We start from the raw sequence: 23,124 nt of genomic DNA on the forward strand, positions 1-23,124 counted from the left end.
GTTCAGGCGGCTCGGCTGAGCGCGACTCCCAAGAGGTCTCGGGCGAGGTCACCCAACCCGATACCGGCGGCCCGGACCGATTGCGGCAGCAGCGACGTCTCCGTCATGCCGGGGGCGACGTTAACGTCGAGGAGCCACGGCGTGCCCGCCGAGTCGACGATCATGTCCGTACGCGAGAGATCACGTAATCCGAGAGTGCGATGAGCGGTGATGGCAGAGCGCTTGATCTGCTCCGTGAGTTCTGGCGTGAGACGGGCCGGGACGAAGAACTCGGTGGTGCCAGCGGTGTAGCGGGCGTGATAGTCGTAGGTACCGGATTCGGCGACGATCTCGACGGCCGGCAGTGCGTCGGGACCGTCGCCCGTGTCTATCACGGACACCGCGATCTCGATGCCATCAATCATCTGTTCGACCAACGCGACATGGCCATAGGCAAAGCACTCGACCATGGCCGACGGAAGGTCCTCTTCCTTGCGTACGACTGATGTCCCCAACGCCGAACCTCCGCGAGCGGGCTTGACGACGAGGGGGAGACCGAGCCTGGTGACGATCGCCTCGAGAAGTGGTGTGGCACCGAGCTCGCGAAAGGTCGACTGTGGCAGGACGGCAGCCGGAGCGGTGTTCAGGCCGGCTCGTTCCAGGAGCCCCCGAGCCATCGGCTTGTCGAATGTCTGCCGACAGCTTGCTGGCGGCGAGCCGACATAGGGCAGGCCGGTGAGCGCCAGTACCTCCTGGATTGCACCATCCTCGCCCTGCGCGCCGTGGAGGAGTGGGAACACGACGGCGGGCCGATCCGTGTCGAACGTCGACAGAAGCTCACTATCCGCGTCTCGCTCGAATACGTCGACGCCGACGTCACGGAGCGCTTCGGCTACCCGCCGACCGGATCTCAAGGACACGTCCCGCTCGTGCGAGAGACCTCCCGCCAAGACTAGAACGCGACCGAGATCAGTCATGTGAACTCCTCCTTTGATTGAACGCCCGGATATGTATCCGTGCCGCACCGAGACCATGGCAGTGCGCCACCGGTCTCGTTTCACGGGAAACGAAGGTTCTGTCGCTGACGCGTAACGTCGGCATGAGGAGAGAATGCCTAGCTCTGGTTTGGCGCTGGTGCGTCGAGCCCGGGGCGTTGGGAGGTGGCAGATGCGCCAAAGGCGGCGCGTAGCTCCATCTCTTGCTCCACGACCTGAGCGAGTCGACGGATGCCTTCGCGGATTCTCTCCGGTGTGGGGTAGCAATACGACAACCGCATGGATCTGCTGCCGAAGCCATCGGCGTAGAACGCTGTGCCCGGTACATACGCCACTCGATTGGTGACCGCCCTGGGAAGCATCGCCTTGGCATCCAAACCCGAGGGAAGCGTCAGCCAGACGTAGAAACCACCTGTGGGCCGAGTCCAGTGCGTCCCTTCTGGCATGAGATCGTCAAGAGCTTCGAGCATCGCGTCTCGACGCTCGCGATACATCTCGCGGAACGCTTTGACCTGGCCTCGCCAGTCGTGGCCGACCAGATATTGTGAGACGGCCATCTGGCTGAAGGCGGGAGGACACAACACGCTGCTCTCGGCCGCGAGTACCAGCTTCTCCCGGACGGCGTGGGGCGCCAGGGTCCAGCCGACCCGGAAGCCAGGAGCGAACGTCTTCGAGAACGATCCCAGGTAGATGACCCGTTCGTCGTCATCCGCGCGCAACGCACGCGGGCAGTCGGTATCGAAGCCGAGCAGGCCGTAGGGGTCATCCTCAATGATCAACACGTCGGCCTGCTGACAGATCTCAAGAATCTCGGTGCGCCGCTCCGGCGGGAGCGTGACACCGGCCGGATTGTGATAGTTCGGGATGGTATAGAGGAATTTGATGCGCCGTCCACTGTCGGTGACGGATTGGATCGCCTCGCGCAGCCGGTCGGGGACCAGGCCGTCGTCGTCCATCTCGATGTGAACCACGTCGGCCTGATACGAACGAAACGTACTCAGTGCCCCGACATATGACGGGGCTTCGGCCAGGATCACGTCACCCGGGTCGATGAAGATACGTGTCACAAGATCCAGAGCCTGCTGAGATCCGACAGTTACCGTGACGTCGTCGGGATGCCCGTGTATACCCGCGGTCTGCATGATCTCGCAGATCTGCTCACGAAGGAGGGCGTCCCCTTGACCGGAGCCGTACTGCATGGCCGTCAGGCCCCGCTTGTCGACGAGCTCGGTGAGCAGCGATCCGACCACGTCCATCGGCAGACCGGAGATGTTCGGCATGCCTCCGGCGAGAGAGACGACTTCGGGGCGAGAGGCTACGGAGAACAGCGAGCGCACCTCGGAGGCAGTCATGCCATGGGTACGCGTCGCGTAGCGGTCTACGTAGGCGTCGAGCCGATCACCCGTGGAGGTTGCTGCGGCGTCAGTGATCCTGCGAGACGTGTCGGGATACTGATCCATGTCGCTACACCTCCATATTCGGCCGGTTGACCCTGGGTGACCGGAACGCTCCGGACATCATGTCACCTTCAACGATGTCCTACGAACTCTATTCCGCCCAATCGGGACAGGTACAGCCCGCTCAGGCTTCGGCGAGATCCTGAAGATGGAGGACGCCGGTCGGCGCATCCTCCCCCGAGGGCAAGTAGACACGCTGAACGGCGACGACGATCGCTTCCGCTACGACGTCGCGGAATTCGGCGTCGGCAAGTCGTGCGGCGTCGCTTTCGTTGGTGATGTAGCCGAGTTCGATCCGCACCGCGGCCATGGAGGTGTGGCGGAGCAGATCCCAGGTCTTGGGATGAGTGCGGCAGTCAACGAGATCGGTGCGCGCGACGATCTCGCGCTGGATGAGGCCCGCGAACTGTTCCCCGATCGCACTGGTGGTACCCGGACGGTTTCCGCCGTAATAGAACGTGGCGACACCGGAGGCGATGGGGTTGTGATGGGCATCGACATGGAGCGATACCACCAGATTGGCACCGGTCTCGTTGGCGAAGCGAGCACGTTCGTGCTCGTCGAGCTCGGTATCCGATCCCGGTCCGCGGGTGAGATACGTCTGTACGCCAGTTGCCGCGAGGCGTCCCTCGATACGAGTGGCGAGATCTTCGACGACGGTGGCCTCGTCGAGGCCGTTACCCACGTTGCCGCTGTCGTCGCCCCCGTGGCCGGGATCGATGACGACGACCTTGCCGGACAATCTCTTGCCGGCACGCCTGAGTGCTTCCGATGCCCGCAGGCTGTCTGGCCTGCCACCCGTGACGATGGGAGCCAACCGGTCGAGCGCCTTGAACGTACTGGGCCCACACGTACCGTCCGGAGTCAGGCCGACGTTGCGTTGCAGCTCGCGAACCGCCTCGCCGGTCCGTGCGCCGAAGACCCCGTCGACTTGTCCGACGTCGAATCCGAGCTCGCACAGGCGCCGTTGGAGCGCCAAGACGTCGTCGCCGGCTTGCGGGTTGGCGACGACGTAGGACAGCAACCGATCGCCCAGTCGCCAACGTGCCTCGTCGAGAACCCGGTAGGTCGTGGTATCGACGACGCCGGTGACGGTGAGGCCTCGCTCCTGCTGGAACTGACGGACAGCATGTTCGACATCGTGATCGAACGTGCTCGGTCCCGGCGCAGTGTCGTCGAGCAGACCCAGAAGGGTCAGCTTTGTGCGGATTTCCGCGATAGCGGGTCCGGTATCGCCCAACCCGTAACGGACGGCTGTCATCAAGTAACTAGCCTACATAGTCTTCGAGCTCTTTGAGCAGCAATGACTTGGGCTTTGCTCCGATGATCTGCTTGACCAGTTCACCGCCGGAGTAGACATGCAGCGCGGGGATGGATGTGACCCGGCGCTGCGCCGTGGTTGCTGGATTCTCGTCGATGTTGAGCTTCACGATCTCCAGCTTGTCCTGCGAGTTCGCGATCTCTTCCAGCACCGGCGCGATCATTTGGCAAGGCCGGCACCATTCCGCCCAGAAGTCGACCAGCACGGGCTTCTCGCTCTTGAGGACCTTCTGTTCGAAGTCAGCATCCGTGACGTGCTGGATCGTTCCCATTGGTAACTCCTCGATATGGATGGTTGGGGGCAAGGGGATAGCCGTAGGTGTGCTCAGGAAGCCACAAGCGCAGATTCCGACGTCTGTGCCGTCGCCGTCGCGCTCATCTCGGCGAGATACCGTTCCGCGTCGAGTGCAGCCTGGCAGCCCGTTCCGGCCGCCGTGACTGCTTGCCGGTAGACATGGTCAACCAGGTCGCCAGATGCGAACACTCCCGGGATGTTCGTGCGTGTGGTCGGATGCTCAACCAGAACGTAGCCTTCGGCATCCATCTCGACTTGGCCCTGGACGAGCTCGGAACGAGGATCATGTCCGATCGCGACGAACAAACCGGTGACGTCGAGCTTGCGCTCGTCTCCTGTCGGCGTGTCCCGCAACAGCAGACCGCTCACTTGCTCGTCACCAAGGACGTCCGCGACCTCGGTATTCCAGAGGAACTCGATCTTCTCGTTGGTGAAGGCACGCTCCTGCATCACCTTGGACGCCCGCAATTCCTCCCGGCGGTGGATCACGTAGACCTTGCTAGCGAAACGCGTGAGGAAGGTCGCTTCCTCCATGGCGGAATCACCACCGCCGACGACCGCGATTTCCTGCTCGCGGAAGAAGAAGCCATCGCATGTGGCACACCATGAGACTCCGTGGCCGGACAGGCGTTTTTCGTTCTCGAGACCAAGCTCGCGATACCCGGAGCCCATCGCCAGGATGACGGTTCGAGCTCGGTATTCGTTGCCTTCGCTGTCCGTGACGAGCTTGACGTCGCCGGTGAGGTCGACGTCTACGGCATCGCGGGTGACGATCTCGGCGCCGAATCGCTCTGCCTGGGCCCGCATCTCCTCCATCAACGCCGGCCCCATGATGCCGTCCCGGAAGCCGGGATAGTTCTCGACGTCGGTCGTGTTCATCAGGGCACCGCCCCAGCTGACCTCACCTTCGAGAACCACCGGATCGAGCCGGGCCCGAGCTGTATAGACGGCAGCAGTGTAGCCGGCTGGGCCGGAACCGATAATGATCACCTGTCGAATCTCGGTCACGTTCGAGCCTTCCGCACAAGACGAGTCTGGATCCACCTGGCTCAACGGATCCTAGGCGCCGAGAATTCCCGTCGCACACGCGGCGCGCCGCTCAAGCGCCTTCGTATCACGTCACCCCATCGAACCGCGTACTGGTCGTATCGCCGTACCGGATTCGTCGGAGCGCCAATAGGTCTATAGCCATGGTACGGGCCGTGTAAACCCGCCAGAAATGATCATTTCGGGGTGACAGCGATGGACATCGACGGTCAGTCAACGGCGATCCCAGATGTGAGGGGACCGACAGCGTCCACGGCGGTGCACGAAGAGACCGTCCAGCCGTTGAGCGTGCCGTCGTCTTCCAGAACGACGACGATTTCTTCGTCGACCTGTGTGCTGCCGACCAGCTCGAGACCGAGTTCCTCCGCGAGCTCGCGCCCGCATCCGGGCGCGACCTCGGTCTCGCGTTCCCACACGTCGAGCACTGCACTTTCTGCCGCCTCATCGGCCATGACGTTGGCGGAGGACTCCTCCTGCTCTTCGTTCGTCGTCACGTCTTCCTGGCGGGCCTCGGCACCCTCCGGTGAGGCTTCGTCCATATCCCCGTCCGCGGTGACGGGCTCCTCAGCGTCGTTCTGTCCAGCAGCGTCGTCGGCTGCGACGTCGACCGGTGATTCGTCATCGATCAGCGCGGCATAGCCCACCACGCCCAGGACGGCCACTGCCGCGGCGGCGGCAAGCGCCTGTGGTAGCCGGCGCCGGAACCAGGCGACCGGCCGGTCCGCAAGCGCGGTGACGGTCGCGGAGTGGTCCTTCTCGGCCCCACCATCGACTTCCGCCAGCGCCTCTTCGAGGCGGGTCGAGACGTCGGTCGGCACCGGTAGCTCAGCTGGTGCTGAACGGAGCATCCGGGTCACCTCGGTCAGCTGAGCGAGCACCTCCTGGCACGCTCCGCACGCCCGAACGTGGGCCTGCACATCCGAGTGCTCATCACCGATGAGCGCATCCTCCGCCAACTCGGCAAGGACATGCGCGGATGGGTGCCAGTCGGTGTGTGTCACCGGCGGTCACCTCCTTGCTCCTTGGTCTCCGCAGGTGGGACGCCCCCGGTGACGGTCTGGTTCCCGTCGGTGTCCGGAGAATTCCTGCCGGCGAGCAACGGCAGGAGCCGGGCACGCCCGCGCGCGCACCGGCTCTTGATCGTGCCGGCGGGAAGATCGAGCATCTCGGCGACCTCGGCAACCCGATACCCCTCCATGTCGACGAGGACGAGCGGCACCCGTTGCTCCGCTGGCAGCGTAGCGAGCGCAGCCTCGAGATCGAGGCGGGTCGCCATACGTTCGGCCGGATCGGATCCTTGCTCTGCCGTCGGCATGCTGCCCTGGGGCTCGGTTCCGTCAAAGGCCACGGGATCGGAAGGACGGGCGGCAGCGTGGCGGATCCGGTCGAGACACGCGTTGACGACGACGCGGTGCAGCCATGTGGTCACGGCTGATTCCGCCCGGAAAGACGAGGCGCGCCGGAAGGCGTTGATCAGCCCGTCTTGTAATGCGTCGGCGGCCTCCTCGTGATTGCCGACTGTGCGTAATGCGATGGCCCAGAGCCGGTCCTGATGACGGCGGACGAGCTCGCCGAAGGCGCCACGGTCGCCGGCCACATGCCGGCGCACGAGTTCGTGGTCCTCGACGCCATGATAGGCAGAGGGTTCTCCGGTCAATCGGAACCTCCCTCTATGCCCTGGGCAGTGACATTGGCGATGCCGCTACGGTAGTTGCCGCTCTCGTCTTGTGGAAGCCGGGTGAACCACACCAACAGATAGCGCGTCTCGACCGATTGATCAAGTGTATGGCTCACGGTCTGGTCTGCGTCTTGCTCGCTGTAGATCTGCGTCCACGCATCAAGGTCCGGAGGAACGTCTGAGGCGTCTTCCGGTGCGACCCGGATCTGAAGGTCGGCGCCGGTATTGACCAGGGTGATCTCTACGTCTGACAGTGCCTGCACTTCACCAAGATCGACATGCAGGCCCACGCCGGGCTTCTGGTCTTCCAATGGGTCGAAGTAGTTCAGCGTGGTCCACGCCGTCTCGGTGTCACCGTCAATGGCGTCGTCGACGCGCTCGGGGCTTTCCGGCGTGCTGCCGAAGGGATCGAAATAGTCGGCAGCGACCGGTTCGAGCGATACGGTGTCGCCGTTGGATTCGGGGGACGGGCTCGACGTGTCAGTCGGGGATTCGCTGGCGTCCGAGCCGGCACGATCGCGATCGCCTTCGGGCGTGTCGAATGCGCTCAGCATGAGCTGCAAGCCGACGAGCGTTGCACCGACCAGCAGCAGAGCGCCACCGAGTACGCCGAGGAAACGGTTGAGCCGACCCCCGCGGCGCTGCTGCCGTCTGCTCCGCGCACGCCCGGGTGCGGGCTGTTCGGCAACCAGGGCCGGGTTGCGGGCGCCATCGGCGAGAGTGCCCGGTCTTCCTGGGGCTTGCCCGGAGGAACCGCTCATGATGACGAATTGATCGGTGCGTGGCCCGACGCCGAGCTCGGTGGCGATCTCGGACGGAGTGCGCAGCGGGCGGGCATGGTGGCGCCGTGCGTTTCCCACGGCACGATCGGTGACGGCGTCGAGTGCGCTTGGAACGCCGGGGCGAACCTGACGGGCCGAGGCGAGCCGACCGTCGATCCATGGTGCCTGCTCCAACCCGCCCGGCTGCCCGGTGGGCCACCGGGCGGTCAGACATGCGTAGAGCACGCTGCCGATGCCGGCCGCGTCCAGCAGTTGGGGATCGATGGCTGCCGGATTGGTCCCGTCGGTTTGTGCCTCGGCCGGCCCGTGCAAGACGGCCTCGGTCTCGAGTCCGGCGATCTTGATGGACCCCTCGGCGGTGAGAAAGACGAGTGTGGGTGAGAGGTGGCGATGGGAGAGGCTGTGAGCATGGGCCGTAGCAAGCGCCTCGGCGACCTCCCGACCGACGGCGGACGCATGGTCGACGTGCAACGGCCCTTCCGCGAGCAAGCGGGCCAGGCTGCGGCCTTGTGCCCACTCCCGTACGAGATATGAGACACCGTCGGTTCCGATGTCGAGTACCCGAAGGAACCTGGGGTCATCGATCGTCGACGCCTTGCGTGCTGCCCGGACGAAGGCCTCGGCACGGGGGTCGTCGGTGTGAATGACCTGGATGAAGACGGGTCTCCGTAGGACTTCGTCGAAGCCGTACCACGAACGCACACCAGCCGATTCGTCCAGCAGTGTCTGGACGTGATATCGGCCCGCGAGGGCGTTTCGGCGGTCTGCCGGAGGTGTCGCGTCCGCGCCCGGGAAAGCCTCCGGCGGCTCCGGCTGCGTGTCGACGTCCAGCAAGCGTTGCGATCGTTGCCCGGGGTTCGCACCGAGCCCCGTGGCCGAGCGGCCGGTATCCGGCGCGGTACCGGAGACCTGCGGGATGCCGTGCATCGTGGCACCGTGCATGGTTTCGTCGAGGAAGAACTCGACGGTGACATCTGGGTTGAGAGCGGGCCTTCGGAAGATGCTGAGGGTCCCCGTCTCGAAGGGTGCCGGATGGTCGGCGGTCTCTTCGAGCTGTTCGTCCGGCACCGACGGCCGTGCCTCTTCGGCCGGCGCCTGCTCGCCACCCCGAATCTTGGCGAGAACCATGCCAACAGCCTGCCGAACCTCGATGATCCGGAAGGCGTATGCCAGGGCGACGAACGTGGCAACGCCCACCGTCGCGCTGATCGCGAGCTCGATCAGCCGGGCTATGAACGACGGCAGGGCGTCGATCAGGCCGACTTGTGACAGTCCCCGCCAGAGGAACCAGGCAAGCGCCGCCGACGTGCCGGTGGGAATGATCAACCGAACCAGATGCTGGATCAGCGGGGCGAAGTCCACCCGGCCGATCTCGCGCTGCAGCCGGACCACGCTGATCGCCGCACCGACGAGATAGGCGGCGCTGTAGCCGGTGGCCAGGGTCATCGTGACCACGTCCCGGCTGGGCTCGATGATCGTGATGCCCACGGCCCAGACGACCATGACCCCGGCTATCCAGAGCTGTGTGAAGAATGGTGTGCGCGTGTCCTGAAGGGCGTAGAAACCTCGCAGACACAGATAATGCACGGTGAAGGCCAGGAGGCCGGGAATCAAGGCGATCAGCGTGCGGGCCAGCATGCCGGTCTGGCCTTCCGCCGATCCGTAATCGAAGATCAGCGCGGTCAACGGATAGGCCAGGACGACCATGAGCGCCCCGATGGGAACGATGATCGCCAGGCAGATGCGTACCGCCGAGGTCAGCTTGGCACGCACCTGATCCAGATGCCCGTCGGTGGCCAGATCGGCAAGGTGTGGCAGCAACGCCGTGGCGAGCGAGACCGTGATGATCGCATGTGGGACCATCATGATCAACATTGCGTTCGCATAGACCGAATATCCGGCGCCGTCTCCTTCTCCTGCTGCGGCACTGGCGCCGGATGCGACGTTGACGAAGAACAGGTATGCGATCTGGTTGACGATGACGAAGCCGACGCTCCACATGCCGAGCCGTATCGGCTCGCCGAGTCCCGCGCCGCGCCAGTCGCTGCGAAAGCGTAACGAGAAACCGGTCGCGCGCAGGACCGGGATGAGGACGAACGCCTGAGCGGCAACGCCTCCTGTCGAGCCGAGACCCAGAAGGAGCATCTCGGACATCTCGAATGCCGCGACGGGCTTCGTGCCGAACACGATCAAGTACAGGGCGAAGACGCCGATGGCGACGACGTTGTTGAGGATCGGCGCCCACATCATCGGCCCGAAACGGCCCTTGGCGTTGAGAATCTGCCCGATCATCACGTACAGCCCGTAGAAGAAGATCTGCGGCAGGCAGAAGCGGGCGAACATGATCATGTTGTCGAGATACGGCCGCATCTCGGGTTCGAGATAGCGGGCGTCGACGATGGCTCGGATGATCAATGGCGCGGCCAGTACAGCCAGGACGGTTGCTGCCGCCAAGACCGTCACGACGAGACTGAACAGGCGCTGCGAATACGCTGCACCCCCGTCGGCATCGTTCTTGATCGCCTTGACGAGGACCGGAACGAGTACGGAGTTGAGGATCCCCCCGCCTACGAGGATGTAGATCATGTTGGGGATCACGTTGGGAACGTTGAACACGTCGGCCGTTGCCACCGTCAGGCCGAGCGCCGCTGCGATGATCGCGGAGCGGCCGAAACCCGTGAGCCTCGAGACGACCGTTCCGGCCGCCATGACGGCGCTGGAGCCCAGCAGGCTGGGCCGCCGGGGACCCGGCGACTCCTGGCTCGACGTGGACGTCACCGGGCTACCTCCGGAGCACGTTCGGCTCTCGATTCCGAGATGTCGGCCACTACACCGGACCCGGCACTACCCTGATGTACCGCCGGTCGGCCCGGGCGGCGGCGCACCACTTTGCGGACGATCGCGGCGCCGAACAGCGCACCGGCGCCCGCAATGATGAACCACCCGACCGTGCCGTAGTCGGTCGCGTTGACGACCGTGTGTTCCGCGGCGCCCAGAGGAGAGCCGTCGCTGGTGACGAGCTGGACGGTGATCGGTACCCGCCCGTTGGTTGCCGCCTCGGCCCGAATCTCCACGGTTTCCCGAGAACCCGGCTCGACGTGCTGTTCTTCGACCTCACCCACTTTGAGGCGATCCGGGTTAGATGGTTCGATATCGAGCTTGACGGTCACGGCCTCGTCGAGGTCGTTCGTCACCGTGAGCGGGAAGACGCCAGTTCGGCTGGACAGGGTTACGGACTCTGGAACCGTGACTCGAACATCGCGTACCTGCTCGGTGAGCCCGTCCACGATGGTGGACGCATATTCGAGACCTGCCGCGGGATCGTCGCGCCAGCCCATGGACGCCGAACGGATGGTCGCCAATTCGAGGTCGCGGGCAAGGGACGATTCGGTTTCGGCCATGAGGTCCGTGTAGTCGTTTACGACGTTTCGCAGATCGGCGACGGCGGCGACGTTCTCGCCGGAGAGCTCGTTCGCCGCCTCGACGGGATCGAGGGTGACCGCAGTTGGTTGTGTGGGTTGCTCGAGTTCGGTGACCGGAGTGGGAGTGATCCATGGCAGCGACGTCCATGCATCGATGACGGCACTGGCGATCGCCGGATCCGGCCTCCAGCGTTCCGGCGGCGCGACCACGAGTGGAGCGGGCTGCTCGGCTCGAACATCGGCGTCGAGTGCTGCCATGGCGGTCTCCGCGGCCCAGCGTTGCCGGAGATCGAGCAATCCAGCGTCCTTGTTCGTCGCCGCGTAGGCATCCGCGATCGCTGCGTCCAGACCGGGATCGGTGATGACGGTGTCAAGATCTCCGCTCGATGTCTCGACGCTCGCCAGGGGATGCGTCCCTTCCGGTGACACGCTGGCGCCGGAGAGAATGGCAGTCTGCGCTCCTCCGCTGGCGAAGATCTCCAGCGTCTCGTTCGTGGTAGCGGTTTCGAGACGTACCACATCGGTACGTACGTCCTGCATACTCTTGCCCGCATCTTCGGTAGCGGAAATGGCGGAGGAGGAGAGATCCGAGGCGAGGCCGGGATCGGTGCGACGCAACGCTTCCACATCCGGCTGGGCGTACGGCAGCAGGAAGACAGGGGAGTCGCTCGTGGCGTCGTCGAACTCCGATCTCCACTGCTGGGCGCGATCCTCGGCTTCGCCATCCTCCCGGCTGCCGGGGGAGCTGCCGGTCTTGTAGCCGTCAGCCATGGCGTCCACGGTGTCGAGCACATCGGGATCGACCAGCCACGTGACCGGAGCGGTGCTGGCGGCGTCCACGACGGTGTCCAGCGGCCCGTCCGATTCGATCCGCGCGGCGAGCGCCTCGTCTCGCAAGGCACCGTCGGGAAGCAGCGACGGTTGTGCCTCTACCGGCCAGAGCAGAGCGACGTCGACCGATGACGAGGGTTCGTCAGGCATCCATGGCACCACGGTCCGCGTCGTGTCGAGCGTGATCCGCGTCCCGTTGGCCAGTGATCCGCGGATGTCGACACCGATGGCGTAGACGCCTGCCAGGCCCAGCCCCATCTCGTCGACATCGATGGTTAGCTCGAATTCGTGCCGCTCGCCGGGCTCGAGCCGCTCGGTGACGACCTCGAACGGGTCGTCATAACGGATTCCGTGGCGCAGATTCGGATCGCGGCTGACTCGACGGATCTCGTCCCGTGTTTCGAGCTGAACCGTGCTCCATCGAGGGAGCGCCTGAACGTTCGTCACCGGATCATCGCCGGTGTTCTCCACCACACCAGTAAGCGTGAGCTCGTCACCTGGGGCGATGACCGTTGGCGTGACGTCGTGCAGGTAACTGGTGGCCTCCGCGCCGACCTCCGCTCCGTCGCGTCCATCCGACGAATGTGCTGGTATAACGGGGATAAGGGCCACGGCTACCACCGCGGCGGTGGTCAAGAGGGTCCGGCCGGGCATAGGTCCAGGGTAACGGCCTTCGGCTTTGTCCACGGCACGTCGTAGTCTTGTCGGCCGTGACCGAGTCGACCAACACCAATGCTCTATCCGAGGCGCAGCGCCACGCTGTCCGTCAGCTCCTTCGCATCTCGCCCGTGGTGGACGAGCTCGGCGTGCGATTCGATACGGCGGGTCACGAGATCGCGCTCGTCGGAGGTTCGGTGCGAGATGCCTTCCTGGACCGGCTCGGCCAGGATCTGGACTTCACGACGTCCGCGCGCCCGGAGGAGACGAAACGATTGCTGTCGGGCTGGGCGGACAGTGTCTGGGACGTCGGCCAGGCCTACGGGACGATCGGAGCCCGCAAAGGGAAGTTCCAGGTCGAGATCACGACGTATCGGTCCGAGATCTACGACCGGTCGAGCCGCAAGCCCGAGGTGGCATATGGCACGACAATCGAAGAGGATCTCGTCCGGCGGGACTTCACCGTGAACGCGATGGCACTCAAGTTGCCCAGCCGCGAGTTCGTTGACCCGCACGAAGGACTGCCGGATCTCGGGCGGCGGATCATCCGTACGCCAGGTACGCCCGAGCGGTCGTTCTCCGACGATCCGCTGCGGATGATGCGCGCAGCTCGGTTCGCTGCCCAGCTCGGCTTCGACGTGGCGTCGGAGGTGACCGCCGCCGTACAGGACATGGCGGATCGGATCACCATCGTCTCGGCGGAGCGTGTTCGAGACGAGCTCAGCAAGCTGGTGCTGGCCCCACTACCCCGCCGCGGTCTGACGTTCCTCGTCGACACCGGCCTGGCTGAGCGGATTCTCCCTGAACTGCCGGCGTTGCAGCTCGAAATCGATGAACACCATCGGCACAAGGACGTGTACGAACATTCGCTGACCGTCCTGGACCAGGCCATCGAACTCGAACCCCGGTTGCCAGACGGTGGGCCGGATCTCATCATCCGGCTCGCAGCCTTGCTTCACGATGTCGGCAAGCCCAAGACACGTCGGTTCGAACCGGGGGGAGGAGTGAGCTTTCACCACCACGACGTCGTCGGTGCCAAGCTGGCGCGGAAACGTCTGACCAAGCTGCGGTTCCCGTCGTCGGTGGTCGACAGCGTGGCCAAGCTCACCGAACTGCACTTGCGGTTCCATGGCTACGGAAGCGGTCAATGGACCGATTCTGCCGTGCGGCGCTATGTGCGCGACGCGGGTGACTTGCTCGACCATCTGCACGTGCTCACCCGGTCGGATTGCACGACCCGGAATCCGCGCAAGGCGAAGGCGCTGCAACGCTCCTATGACGAGCTGGAAGAGCGCATCGAGCGCCTCAGCGAAGAGGAAGAACTGGCCAAGATTCGGCCGGACCTTGACGGCAATCAGATCATGGACATTCTCGGTATCGGACCGGGGCCGATGGTGGGACGCGCGTACCGGCACTTGCTTGAGCTACGCATGGAGCGGGGGCCGATGTCTGAAGACGAGGCTCGCGCGGAGCTGCTCGCGTGGTGGGCACAGCAATCTCCCGAAGGAGACTGATCACCTTACGTGCCGTGTCCACCACGGACGTGGTGGACACGGACGACGGCGCCATGGACTGCGGGCAGTTACCCGTCAGCCCTGCTGAACCATCGACATCGCGTGCTCGACGAGCGTGACGAGTACGTTCTTGACGGACTCCCGGTCCCGCGCGTCGGTGACAACGAACGGGACTTCGGGACCGAGCTGCAGCGCTTCGCGAACCTCGTCGACCTGATGCAGCAGATTGCCTTCGAAGGCGTTGAGCGCCACGAGGAACGGGATCCCACGCTGTTCGACATAGTCGACCGCTCCGAAGCAGTCGGCGAGTCGACGAGTGTCGACCAGCACCACCGCGCCGATAGCCCCTCGGGTGATGTCGTCCCACATGAACCAGAACCGGTTCTGGCCGGGCGTCCCGAACAGGTAGAGGACGAGATCTTCGGCCAGCGTGATGCGGCCGAAGTCCATTGCCACTGTGGTGGTGCGCTTCTCCGGCAACATGGTCAGGTCATCAACGCTCGAGGACGCGTCGGTCATCAGCGCTTCGGTGCGGAGTGGCTCGATCTCGCTGACCGCGCCGACGAAGGTCGTCTTCCCGACGCCGAATCCGCCAGCGACAACGATCTTCACCGAAAGCGCGTCCTGCGACGCGGCGGTCCCGGTGGACACCTCAGATTCGACGGAGGCCATCCCTCACCCTTTCCAGCACACTCAGATCGCGAGCCGGCTCGGCCGACCCGTGGAACGCCGCGTGCGGATCTGCGACGCGGGCGAGGCCTTCCGCCTCAAGATCGGCGACTAGAACCCTAGCAACGCCTAGGGGTATGGCAACAAGGGAGGCTACCTCGGCAACCGACCGGGGCGAGTGGCACATACGCAAGATGCGGTCCCGCTCGGGTTCGGGATCGATCCCATGGTTGCGTCCCGCCGTGGTCGTCGACACGAGTGCCTCGATGGCGATGTTCTGAACTGGCCGGGTCCGGCCCCGAGTCGCCAGGTAGGGCCGGATACGGCCGGAGTCAGATGCCGGCATGGTCTCCCCCGTGAGTCTTTCCGATCACCGTGGCTGACCCCCCGATTCGTGCATCACCTCGTCACCTCACCCCACGCGCGCCGCCGGGTTGAGGGCCGCACCGACTCGTTCGACGAGTAGCGCCATCTCGTAACCGACTTGACCGAGATCGCAGCCCTGTGCCGCGAGCACGGCGATGTGCGCGCCGGACGCGACGGCCATGACGAGTAGGAATCCGTCACTCATCTCGACCAGCGTCTGTTGCACGTCGCCCGCGTTGAGGATCAGCGAGGCGCCTACGGTCAGGCTTGCGAGACCGGACACGACCGCAGCCAGCTGTTCGCCTCGTTCCTGAGGTAGCCCGGACGACGCGGCGAGCTGAAGACCGTCTGCTGAAACCACGATGCCGTGGGCAGCACCGGTCGTGCGTCCTACGAAACGATCGAGGAGCCAATTGAGCTCGTCGTTCGTAGCGTTCGTCACTGCTTGCTCCTCTCGGGGTCACCGGGCCGCTTGGGGACCCAGCCACCAGTTTCCTGACGCCCACGACCAACACCACGCTGCAAACTTGCCAGAGTGGATGATACGGAGTCCGCGCTCTTGGCGGGAGCGGAGGGCTGGTGCTGCTTGGTGCTCTGGGCGGACGGGTCGCTGATCGAACCCGGGACAAGCGACGCTCCGCGTCGCCTGACGGGCAGTCCGGATGCGCTGACCTCTGGCGATTGTGTCTCAGCGGAGGCGGCATCCGGCGCCGGTTCACCCCCGGGCGCGCCGGATGCCGTGCTCGGCTCCGGCACACCATACGACGGCTGGCTCGGGGATGGAGTGCCACGCTGGGGCGCGCCGTGCTGGGGCGCGCCGTGCTGGGGCGCGCCGTGCTGGGGCGCGCCGTGCTGGGGTATGCCATGCGACGGCTCGCTCCTTGGCGGAGCGCTGCGCTGCGGAGCACCGGCAGCCCAACCGGAGCCGATGTCTGTCTGCCTCTCTCGGGTGCTCCCGGACGAGGGTTGCTGGTTCCACCGCGCATTCGCGGCTTCCTCGGCCGAGCGCAGCACTTCGGCAGCACGGCGCCATCCAGCATCTGCCGGGCTCGACCAGTCGGAGTTCGTATCGTTGCTGAACCACGCCGAACGCACGGACTCGAAGATCGGCGACTCCGGGCTCGCTTCTGCCATGCCCGGGAATGTGGATTCCATCGGGTTGGGACGTTCCACCTGGCTGGATTGGCTGGACTGGTCAGAACGTTCGGTCGTGTCGATTCGATCATGATATCCGGAATGGGACCAGTCCGAAGCCGGGCTCGACATGGTTGGCGCGGGCTCCGCTGCCGGTGGCGGCGGCGACGAGCTCGCGGGCGAGGGCGCCGGCGAGCCATGGGTGGGCTCGTGCTCAGGGCCGGGGGAGTCGATCAGGGAGGGAGTCGACCGAGCAACCGGTGGGGGTGTACTGGCCTGTTGGGCCGGAGCATTCCACGGGGCCGGCGTGTTCAGCGGGTCGGGTTCTGCGGGCTCGGAGTTCGGAACGCTGGCCTCCGAGTCGAGCGGAGAATGGATCAATCCGGCCGGGAGGTCGACCTGGGCAACGGTGCCACCACCCGATCCTGGTTCGAGCCGTACGCGAACTCCATGCTTGGCCGACAGCCGAGCGACAACGTAGAGGCCGAGCGTGCGCGAGGTCGCCACGTCGATGTCCCCGACGTTGGCCAAGCGGTCGTTGAGCTCTTCGAGCTGGTCGGCCGGAATCCCCAGGCCGGCGTCCGAGACCTGGATTCGCAATCCGCCGCCGAGCAGTGGCTGGCTTGTGACCTGGACCGGCGTGGACGGTGCAGAAAACTCCGTGGCGTTGTCGATCAGCTCGGCGAGCAAGTGCGTGATGTCGTCGACCGCGGCAGACGAGACCAGGTCGGTGGGCATGACGCCGAACTTCACCCGGGGATATTGCTCGACCTCTCCGGCGGCTGCACGCACCAGGTCGAGTACCGGAGCCGACGAGCTCTGCTTGCGCATCTCCTCGACTCCGGCCAGCACGAGCAGGCTCTCCGCATGCCGGCGCACGCGTGTGGCCATGTGGTCGATGCGGAACAGGGTGCTGAGCTGGTCAGGATCGCGCTCGCGCTCCTCGAGTGATTCGATCTCGCCCAGTTGGCGATCGATCAGCGACTGCGTGCGCCGGGAGAGGTTGACCACGATCGTGTCGAGGTTCTGGCGAAGGAGGGCCTGATCACCGGCGATTTGCACAGCCATGGCGTGGACATCGTTGAACGATTTCGCCACCTCACCGATCTCGTCTTCGCCCTCGGCAGTGATCACGTCTCCGGTCCCGTCAGTCGACGCGGCTGCGGGGCCTTCGCGGTGCAGACGCTCCACGAACGCGGGCAGATCCTTCTTCGCCGTTTGCTGCGCGGTGCTGCGCAGCCGGCGCAGCGGGCCGACGATTGAACGGGCCACGACGACCGTGAGGAACACCGTCAGAGCCAGGATGACCAAGACCGCGATGGCTGCTAGCACCGCAACCATCCGGGCGCCGTTGGCAGCGTTGGATGCATCGTCCACGACGGCTGCGGCCGACTCGGCTTCGATGTCTCGCAAGACATCGAGTCGCTCGGTCGCGTTGGCGTGCCACTCCTCGTGGTCCACCTCGACGGTCTCGCCCTCGTCGATCTGTGTGAGAGTTTCGCTGGTGAGCTCGTCAGCGGACGCGATCCGGTTGGTGATCGCCTCGACGTCCTCGGCTTCGGGGATTCCGGCGAGATAGCGTCCGATCAACAGGTCTTGTTCACCACGGAAGATCAGGGCATTGTCGACCAGCTCGGCGGAGGGTTCCTCGTCTGGTGTGAGGAGATAGGAGACCAGGCCACGTTCCATCGAGGCGGACTCGGCGGCCTGGCTGATGTTGTCGAGTCCGTTGATCATCCGAGCGGTGTCGCCGTCGTGCACGATCGTGCCCGACATGGTGAGTACACCACGGATCGCCTCGGCCATCTCGTGGTACGCGGTAGCTCCTCCGGCGTCGAAGGCAGGATCTGACTCGTCTCGTTCCGTACGTACGTCGGAAAGCTCGGCCAGTTCTTCGTCGAAGGTGGCCCGTACCGCTTCGGCTGGCCCACCGATATCGCTGACGTCTTCGAGTTCCGTACGGAGGTCGGCCAGGGCAGCATCCGTGGCATCCCGAGCGTCGGCGACGGCGGCGACACCGAGTTCGTCGGCTTCGGCGAGCGCGGTGACGTCGCGTTCGTCCTGCAGCTTGTGCAGGGCGTCAGCGGCCGTCACCCCGACGCTGGCGAGCCGCTCGACCTCGCTGGCGGACGAGGCGTCTTCCAGTGCGCTCCGAAAGAACAGGGTTCCGAGGACGAGGGTACCGAGCAACGGGACGATGACCAGTGCGGCTATCCTCGACCGGACGCTACGATCGCGAAGCAGGGTGCCCCAGAACGACGAGCGCTCGCTGTCAGCGGTGTGAGGCTCTTCGGGACCGGTCTGCTCACGCGTGTTGTGAGCTGCGCGTTCCCGTTGTGGGGCGCCGCCTTGTCCACGGCGGCGTCGCGCGGTCCGCGTCATCGAACGTTCCTCCCTTGGTCTGGCGTCCCGGAGCCACGCGGGGGCGCGAGGCTATGCTGGCCGCCGACCAACATGGGCGACAGGACACGGGACAGTAGTTGACGCTGTCTGCCCCGCCCCCGCTCTGTCAATAGACGACCGTTAAGCCGGAACATTCGAATGGTAGTCGAGTCGCCCGAAAGTTCGATGCTTGCTGTCAACCTCTTCGTCCGGTTTCACATCTCTGTCGGATGACGTGCGCCATTCGTCGGCCGCCCGCCGTCCTGGGTGATCATGTATGGCAGGTTCTCTCGTGCCGTAATCAGGGCCGCATCCATGGTACGGCCCAAGCAAACCCGCCATACATGATCAGTCGAAATGTGGCGGAGTGGATTGGCGGCAGGATCAACGTTCGATGTCGCCGGCGATGAACTTCTCGACGGCGTCGCGCGCGACACTGTCGTGGTACTGCACTGGCGGCGACTTCATGAAGTACGACGAGGCCGAGAGGACCGGACCGCCGACGCCACGATCTTTGGCGATCTTGGCTGCCCGGATGGCGTCGATGATGATTCCTGCCGAGTTCGGCGAGTCCCAGACCTCGAGCTTGTACTCCAAGTTCACTGGGGCGTCGCCGAAATTGCGGCCTTCGAGCCGGATGAAAGCCCACTTGCGATCGTCCAGCCAGGCGATGTAGTCAGACGGCCCGATGTGCACGTTGCGGTCGTCGAGGCCGGCCACGAGCTGCGAGGTCACGGACTGCGTCTTGGAGACCTTCTTCGACTCCAACCGCTCTCGTTCGAGCATGTTCTTGAAGTCCATATTCCCGCCAACGTTGAGTTGGTAGGTGCGGTCGACGGTGACCCCGCGATCCTCGAACAGGCGAGCCAGAACGCGGTGGGTGATGGTCGCCCCGATCTGTGACTTGATGTCGTCACCCACGATGGGTACGCCGGCCGCGCTGAACTTGTCGGCCCATTCCTGGGTTCCGGCAATGAAGACGGGAAGCGCGTTCACGAAGGCAACCCCGGCATCGATGGCGCATTGTGCGTAGAACTTTGCTGCGCCTTCGGAACCGACGGGGAGGTAGCAGACCAGTACGTCGGCCTCGGCGTCTTTGAGCGTCGCGACGACATCGACGGGGTCTTCGTCGGACTCGGCGATGGCCTCCTTGTAGTACCGGCCGAGACCGTCGAGCGTGGGACCGCGCTGGACGGTGACGCTCGTGGGAGGGACGTCGCAGAGGTTGATGGTGTTGTTCTCGCTGGCGACGATCGCGTCAGCGAGATCGTGACCGACCTTCTTGGCGTCGACGTCGAATGCAGCTACGAACTCGACATCGCGGATGTGGTAATCACCGAACTGCACGTGCATCAGTCCTGGGACCTTGGTCTCGGGATCGGCATCCCGGTAGTAGTGGACTCCCTGGACGAGCGATGCGGCGCAGTTCCCTACGCCCACGATGGCGACACGAAGCGAGCTCATCAGGCTTTCCTTTCTCCCTCTTGAGAGTGGCCCGGCGCCGATGCGCCGGGGTCGTGGCGGGACGTCACGTCCCGCGGTTGGTCATCTTCTCGAGCGTTCGTCGTTTGCTGCTCGGCACTGATCAGGTCGTCGAGCCACTTGACCTCACGCTCGACCGACTCCAAGCCATGCCGCTGCAGCTCCAGCGTGTAGGCGTCGAGGCGCTCGCGTGCGCGCGACAATGCGGCACGAAAGTGCTCGACACGTTCCTGCAGCCGGCTACGGCGACCGACGAGGATGCGCATGCGCGTTTCGGCATCGGCACGTGCGAAGAAGGCGAAGTGCACGCCGAACTGATCGTCGTCCCATGAGGACGGACCGGCCTCGCTGAGGAGTTCGGCAAAACGTTCCTTACCCTCGGGAGTGAGCCGGTAGACGATGCGGGCTCGTTTCCCGCTGCGGCTACCACCCCGCTCGTCAGGTGCTTCCTCAGCGGCGAGATGGCCGCGCCGAACCAAGTCTTTCAGGGTCGGATACAGCGTCCCGTACGAGAACGCTCTTCCCCAGCCGAGCAGGGAGTTCACTTGCTTGCGTAGCTCATACCCGTGCATGGGCGCATCGTGAAGCAAGCCGAGGATGGCAAGCTCCAATGCCGCTGCGCGCTTGCCCACGAGTATGCTCCTTAGCGATATCTTACGTGCCGATGTATCGAATAGATATATCGCTACCATACCCCTATATGCCCTAGGGTGTCATCGACTTACTGCCGAACCGGTACGGTGATCTAGACCGCAAAACGCCATGACCCCGAGCCGAGACGTACGACTTTGAGTGATCAAGAACATGCTGATCTAGAGCGGCACGCCGCGGAGCCGCGCCGACGTTACGCCGCGCGCCGGAAGGGCGGCGGCGGAAAACGGCGCCGTGGCTGGCGGAAGTTCGTGTCCTTGAAGGCGTTCAGCCTGTACTTCCTCGGTACAGCATTTCTGGGCTTCCTCGGTATCGGCATCGTCTACGCGATGACCGACATCCCCGAGCCCAATGACTTCGCCCGGTCGGAGTCGACCATCGTGTATTGGAACGACGGCGAGACCGAGCTGGGCCGGTTCAGTGCACAAGCCCGGGAGAGTGTCGATCTTGCGGACATTCCCCAGCATGTCCAAGACGCGGTCATCGCGGCAGAGGATCGTGGCTTCTATAGCAACCCGGGTTTCGATCCGGTGGGCATCGCGCGTGCCGGTTTTGGATTCATCCGGGAAGGCGGCGAGATCACTGGCGGCGGTTCCACCATCACGCAGCAGTACGTCAAGAACTACTATCTGACCGAGGAACAGACGTTCGAGCGCAAGCTCAACGAACTGTTTGTGTCGATCAAGATCGACCAGCAGATGGAGAAGGACGACATTCTGGCGTCCTACCTCAACACCATCTGGTTCGGCCGTGGCGTGTACGGCGTGCAAATGGCGTCGAAGGCGTATTTCGACAAGCCCGTGTCGGAGATCTCGGTAGAGGAGGCGGCCGCGCTGGCCTCCATACTCCGTTCGCCCGGCCTCTACGATCCCACTCTCGGGCAGGAGAACAAGGAGAATTTCGAAGGACGTTTCGAGTATGTGATCAATGGCATGGTGTCCATCGGAGCGCTTGACGCGCAGACCGCCGAAGAGGCGGAGCCGCCCGAGGTTCTCCCGGAGGAGAAGCAGAACCTGTACGAAGGGCCGAACGGATATCTGCTGCAACAGGTCCGCAAGGAGCTGCAGGAAGCGGGAATCGACGAGGCCGAGATCGACTCCGGTGGTTTGCGGGTCGTGACGACATTCGACCAGGAGGCACAGTCCGCGGCTCTCGATGCGGTGGACGAGGAACGGCCCACGGAGAACGCCGAACACGTCCGTATCGGATTAGCGGCGGTACGTCCGGGTGACGGAGCCGTGGTAGCGATGTACGGCGGGGAGGACGCCGTCGAACAGTCGTTCAACAATGCGGTCGATGGCAAGCAGCAAGCAGGATCCGCGTTCAAGCCGTTCACTCTCGCGGCTGCTCTCGAAGAGGGAATCTCGCTCGAGAGCCGGTTCTCGGGGAATTCGCCGTTCGATCCACCCGAGTTGGGTAAGCCGGTCAACAACCAGAACGAGGCGGATTACGGCGAAGACGTCGACCTCATCGAGGCCACCGAGCGCTCGATCAACACCGCGTACGTTGATTTGACGATGGAGATCGGGCCGTCGAAGGTCCTGGATGCTCTCTACCGTGCGGGTGCGCCGGAAGATTCGGAAGACTTCGAGAACGATGCCCGCGTCACGCTCGGTATCGGGAAGGTCTCGACCGTCGAGATGGCTGGCATGTACGCCACGCTCGCCGCTGGCGGACGGCAGACCGATTGGTACACGGTGCAACGCGTCACCGATCCAGCGGGCAACGTCCTTCACGAAGCTGAGGCCGAGCCGGAGCAGGTCTTCGACGCTGATGTCGTGGCGGACGTCACGTACGCGATGACCCAGGTGGTCGAGGGGGAGAACGGCACGGGGGAGGTAGCGCAGGCCCTCGACCGGCCGTCTGCCGGCAAGACCGGCACCCACCAGGAACTGACGGCGTGGTACGCGGGCTTCACACCGCAACTCTCCGCTGCCGTGTCGTTCATCAACGGAGAAGGCGAGGAAGCGGGCACCAAATCGTTGCATGGTGTCGGCGGTGGGGATTCGTTCCCCGGCGGGGGCTACCCCGCACGGATCTGGACGGCGTTCATGAACGCCGCGCTGGAAGGGGAAGAGGTCCGCGAATTTCCGGAACGAGCCGACGTCGGCGAGCCGGTGAACCCGTCGCCCACTCCCACCCCGACGCCGACGCATGAGACCCGGCCGCCGGATCCCCCCGACGATGACGAACGGGGCGACGAGAACGGCCGCGATGAGAACGGCGGCGACCAGAGCGGTGGGGACGAGAACGGCCGCGATGAGAGCGGTGGGGACGAGAACGGCCGCGATGAGAGCGGTGGCGATGAGAACGGTGACGAAGGTTCCGAGTGGGACGGCGACGAGAACGGCGGCAACCAGAACGGTAACCAGAACGGCGGCAACGACGGTGGCGATGAAGGTGGCGACGGCGGCGGTGGCGACGGTGGCGATGAAGGTGGCGACGGCGGCGGTGGCGACGGTG

17 protein-coding genes are annotated in these 23,124 nt (G+C 64.7%); 2 read left to right on the top strand and 15 right to left on the bottom strand.

All coding sequences use genetic code 11. The features are described 5' to 3' along the window. Positions 1–2: 2 nt before the first annotated feature. From DPM12_RS10735 to DPM12_RS10775, 9 genes are all read right to left on the bottom strand, one after another. Complete coding sequence (locus tag DPM12_RS10735; RefSeq protein ID WP_112258319.1) at positions 3–956, bottom strand: D-alanine--D-alanine ligase family protein; 954 nt, start codon at positions 954–956, stop codon at positions 3–5. 137 nt (positions 957–1,093) lie between these two features. After that, positions 1,094–2,434: an aminotransferase-like domain-containing protein gene (locus DPM12_RS10740; protein ID WP_112258320.1), complete on the bottom strand. Its 1,341-nt coding sequence runs from the start codon at positions 2,432–2,434 to the stop codon at positions 1,094–1,096. A gap of 121 nt (positions 2,435–2,555) precedes the next feature. Continuing rightward, positions 2,556–3,692: an N-acetylmuramoyl-L-alanine amidase gene (locus tag DPM12_RS10745; protein WP_112258321.1), complete on the bottom strand. Its 1,137-nt coding sequence runs from the start codon at positions 3,690–3,692 to the stop codon at positions 2,556–2,558. Positions 3,693–3,699: 7 nt separating this feature from the next. After that, complete coding sequence (gene trxA / locus DPM12_RS10750; RefSeq protein WP_112258322.1) at positions 3,700–4,023, bottom strand: thioredoxin; 324 nt, start codon at positions 4,021–4,023, stop codon at positions 3,700–3,702. Between the two features lie 53 nt (positions 4,024–4,076). Next, the gene (trxB, locus tag DPM12_RS10755) at positions 4,077–5,054 is read right to left on the bottom strand and encodes a thioredoxin-disulfide reductase (protein WP_112258323.1); all 978 of its coding nucleotides are present in this window, start codon (positions 5,052–5,054) and stop codon (positions 4,077–4,079) included. Between the two features lie 248 nt (positions 5,055–5,302). After that, positions 5,303–6,094 (bottom strand): anti-sigma factor, encoded by a 792-nt coding sequence (locus DPM12_RS10760; RefSeq protein WP_112258324.1) that lies wholly within the window; start codon positions 6,092–6,094, stop codon positions 5,303–5,305. Further along, positions 6,091–6,750, bottom strand: a complete 660-nt coding sequence (sigM, locus tag DPM12_RS10765; protein WP_112258325.1) for an RNA polymerase sigma factor SigM — start codon at positions 6,748–6,750, stop codon at positions 6,091–6,093. Before sigM ends, DPM12_RS10760 begins: the two co-directional genes overlap by 4 nt. Beyond that, on the bottom strand, positions 6,747–10,331 hold the full coding sequence (gene murJ / locus DPM12_RS10770) for a murein biosynthesis integral membrane protein MurJ (protein WP_112258326.1): 3,585 nt from the start codon (positions 10,329–10,331) through the stop codon (positions 6,747–6,749). The genes sigM and murJ overlap by 4 nt, the downstream gene beginning before the upstream one ends. Beyond that, positions 10,328–12,460, bottom strand: a complete 2,133-nt coding sequence (locus tag DPM12_RS10775) for a DUF6049 family protein (RefSeq protein WP_112258327.1) — start codon at positions 12,458–12,460, stop codon at positions 10,328–10,330. The genes murJ and DPM12_RS10775 overlap by 4 nt, the downstream gene beginning before the upstream one ends. 56 nt (positions 12,461–12,516) lie before the next feature. Between DPM12_RS10775 and DPM12_RS10780 the strand changes: the two genes are divergently transcribed. Next, entirely contained in the window at positions 12,517–13,977 is a 1,461-nt protein-coding gene (locus DPM12_RS10780) for a CCA tRNA nucleotidyltransferase (RefSeq protein ID WP_112258339.1), read from the top strand. A 75-nt stretch (positions 13,978–14,052) separates the two neighbouring features. On the opposite strand, the gene DPM12_RS10785 is transcribed toward DPM12_RS10780, so the two are convergent. The 6 genes from DPM12_RS10785 to DPM12_RS10810 form a co-directional block, all read right to left on the bottom strand. Next, positions 14,053–14,649, bottom strand: coding sequence for a GTP-binding protein (locus tag DPM12_RS10785; RefSeq protein ID WP_112258328.1), 597 nt, complete (start codon positions 14,647–14,649; stop codon positions 14,053–14,055). Continuing rightward, on the bottom strand, positions 14,630–14,992 hold the full coding sequence (locus DPM12_RS24490; RefSeq protein ID WP_112258329.1) for a DUF742 domain-containing protein: 363 nt from the start codon (positions 14,990–14,992) through the stop codon (positions 14,630–14,632). The genes DPM12_RS10785 and DPM12_RS24490 overlap by 20 nt, the downstream gene beginning before the upstream one ends. A 66-nt stretch (positions 14,993–15,058) precedes the next feature. Beyond that, a complete protein-coding gene (locus DPM12_RS10795) occupies positions 15,059–15,454 on the bottom strand; it encodes a roadblock/LC7 domain-containing protein (RefSeq protein ID WP_112258330.1) in 396 nt (131 codons plus the stop codon). Beyond that, entirely contained in the window at positions 15,451–18,528 is a 3,078-nt protein-coding gene (locus tag DPM12_RS10800; RefSeq protein ID WP_112258331.1) for a sensor histidine kinase, read from the bottom strand. The genes DPM12_RS10795 and DPM12_RS10800 overlap by 4 nt, the downstream gene beginning before the upstream one ends. A 384-nt stretch (positions 18,529–18,912) precedes the next feature. Continuing rightward, positions 18,913–19,992 carry an inositol-3-phosphate synthase gene (locus tag DPM12_RS10805; protein WP_112258332.1) on the bottom strand — a complete coding sequence of 360 codons (1,080 nt, stop codon included), beginning with the start codon at positions 19,990–19,992 and terminating at the stop codon, positions 18,913–18,915. Further along, a complete protein-coding gene (locus tag DPM12_RS10810) occupies positions 19,992–20,642 on the bottom strand; it encodes a PadR family transcriptional regulator (RefSeq protein ID WP_245951248.1) in 651 nt (216 codons plus the stop codon). The genes DPM12_RS10805 and DPM12_RS10810 overlap by 1 nt, the downstream gene beginning before the upstream one ends. A gap of 270 nt (positions 20,643–20,912) precedes the next feature. On the opposite strand from DPM12_RS10810, the gene DPM12_RS10815 reads away from it, so the two are divergent. Next, the coding region (locus DPM12_RS10815) for a transglycosylase domain-containing protein (RefSeq protein ID WP_146751907.1) at positions 20,913–23,124 on the top strand (2,212 nt) is incomplete at its 3' end.

Origin of the sequence: Phytoactinopolyspora halophila, assembly GCF_003287285.1 — a bacterium.
GTDB classification, from domain to species: Bacteria; Actinomycetota; Actinomycetes; order Jiangellales; family Jiangellaceae; genus Phytoactinopolyspora_A; species Phytoactinopolyspora_A halophila.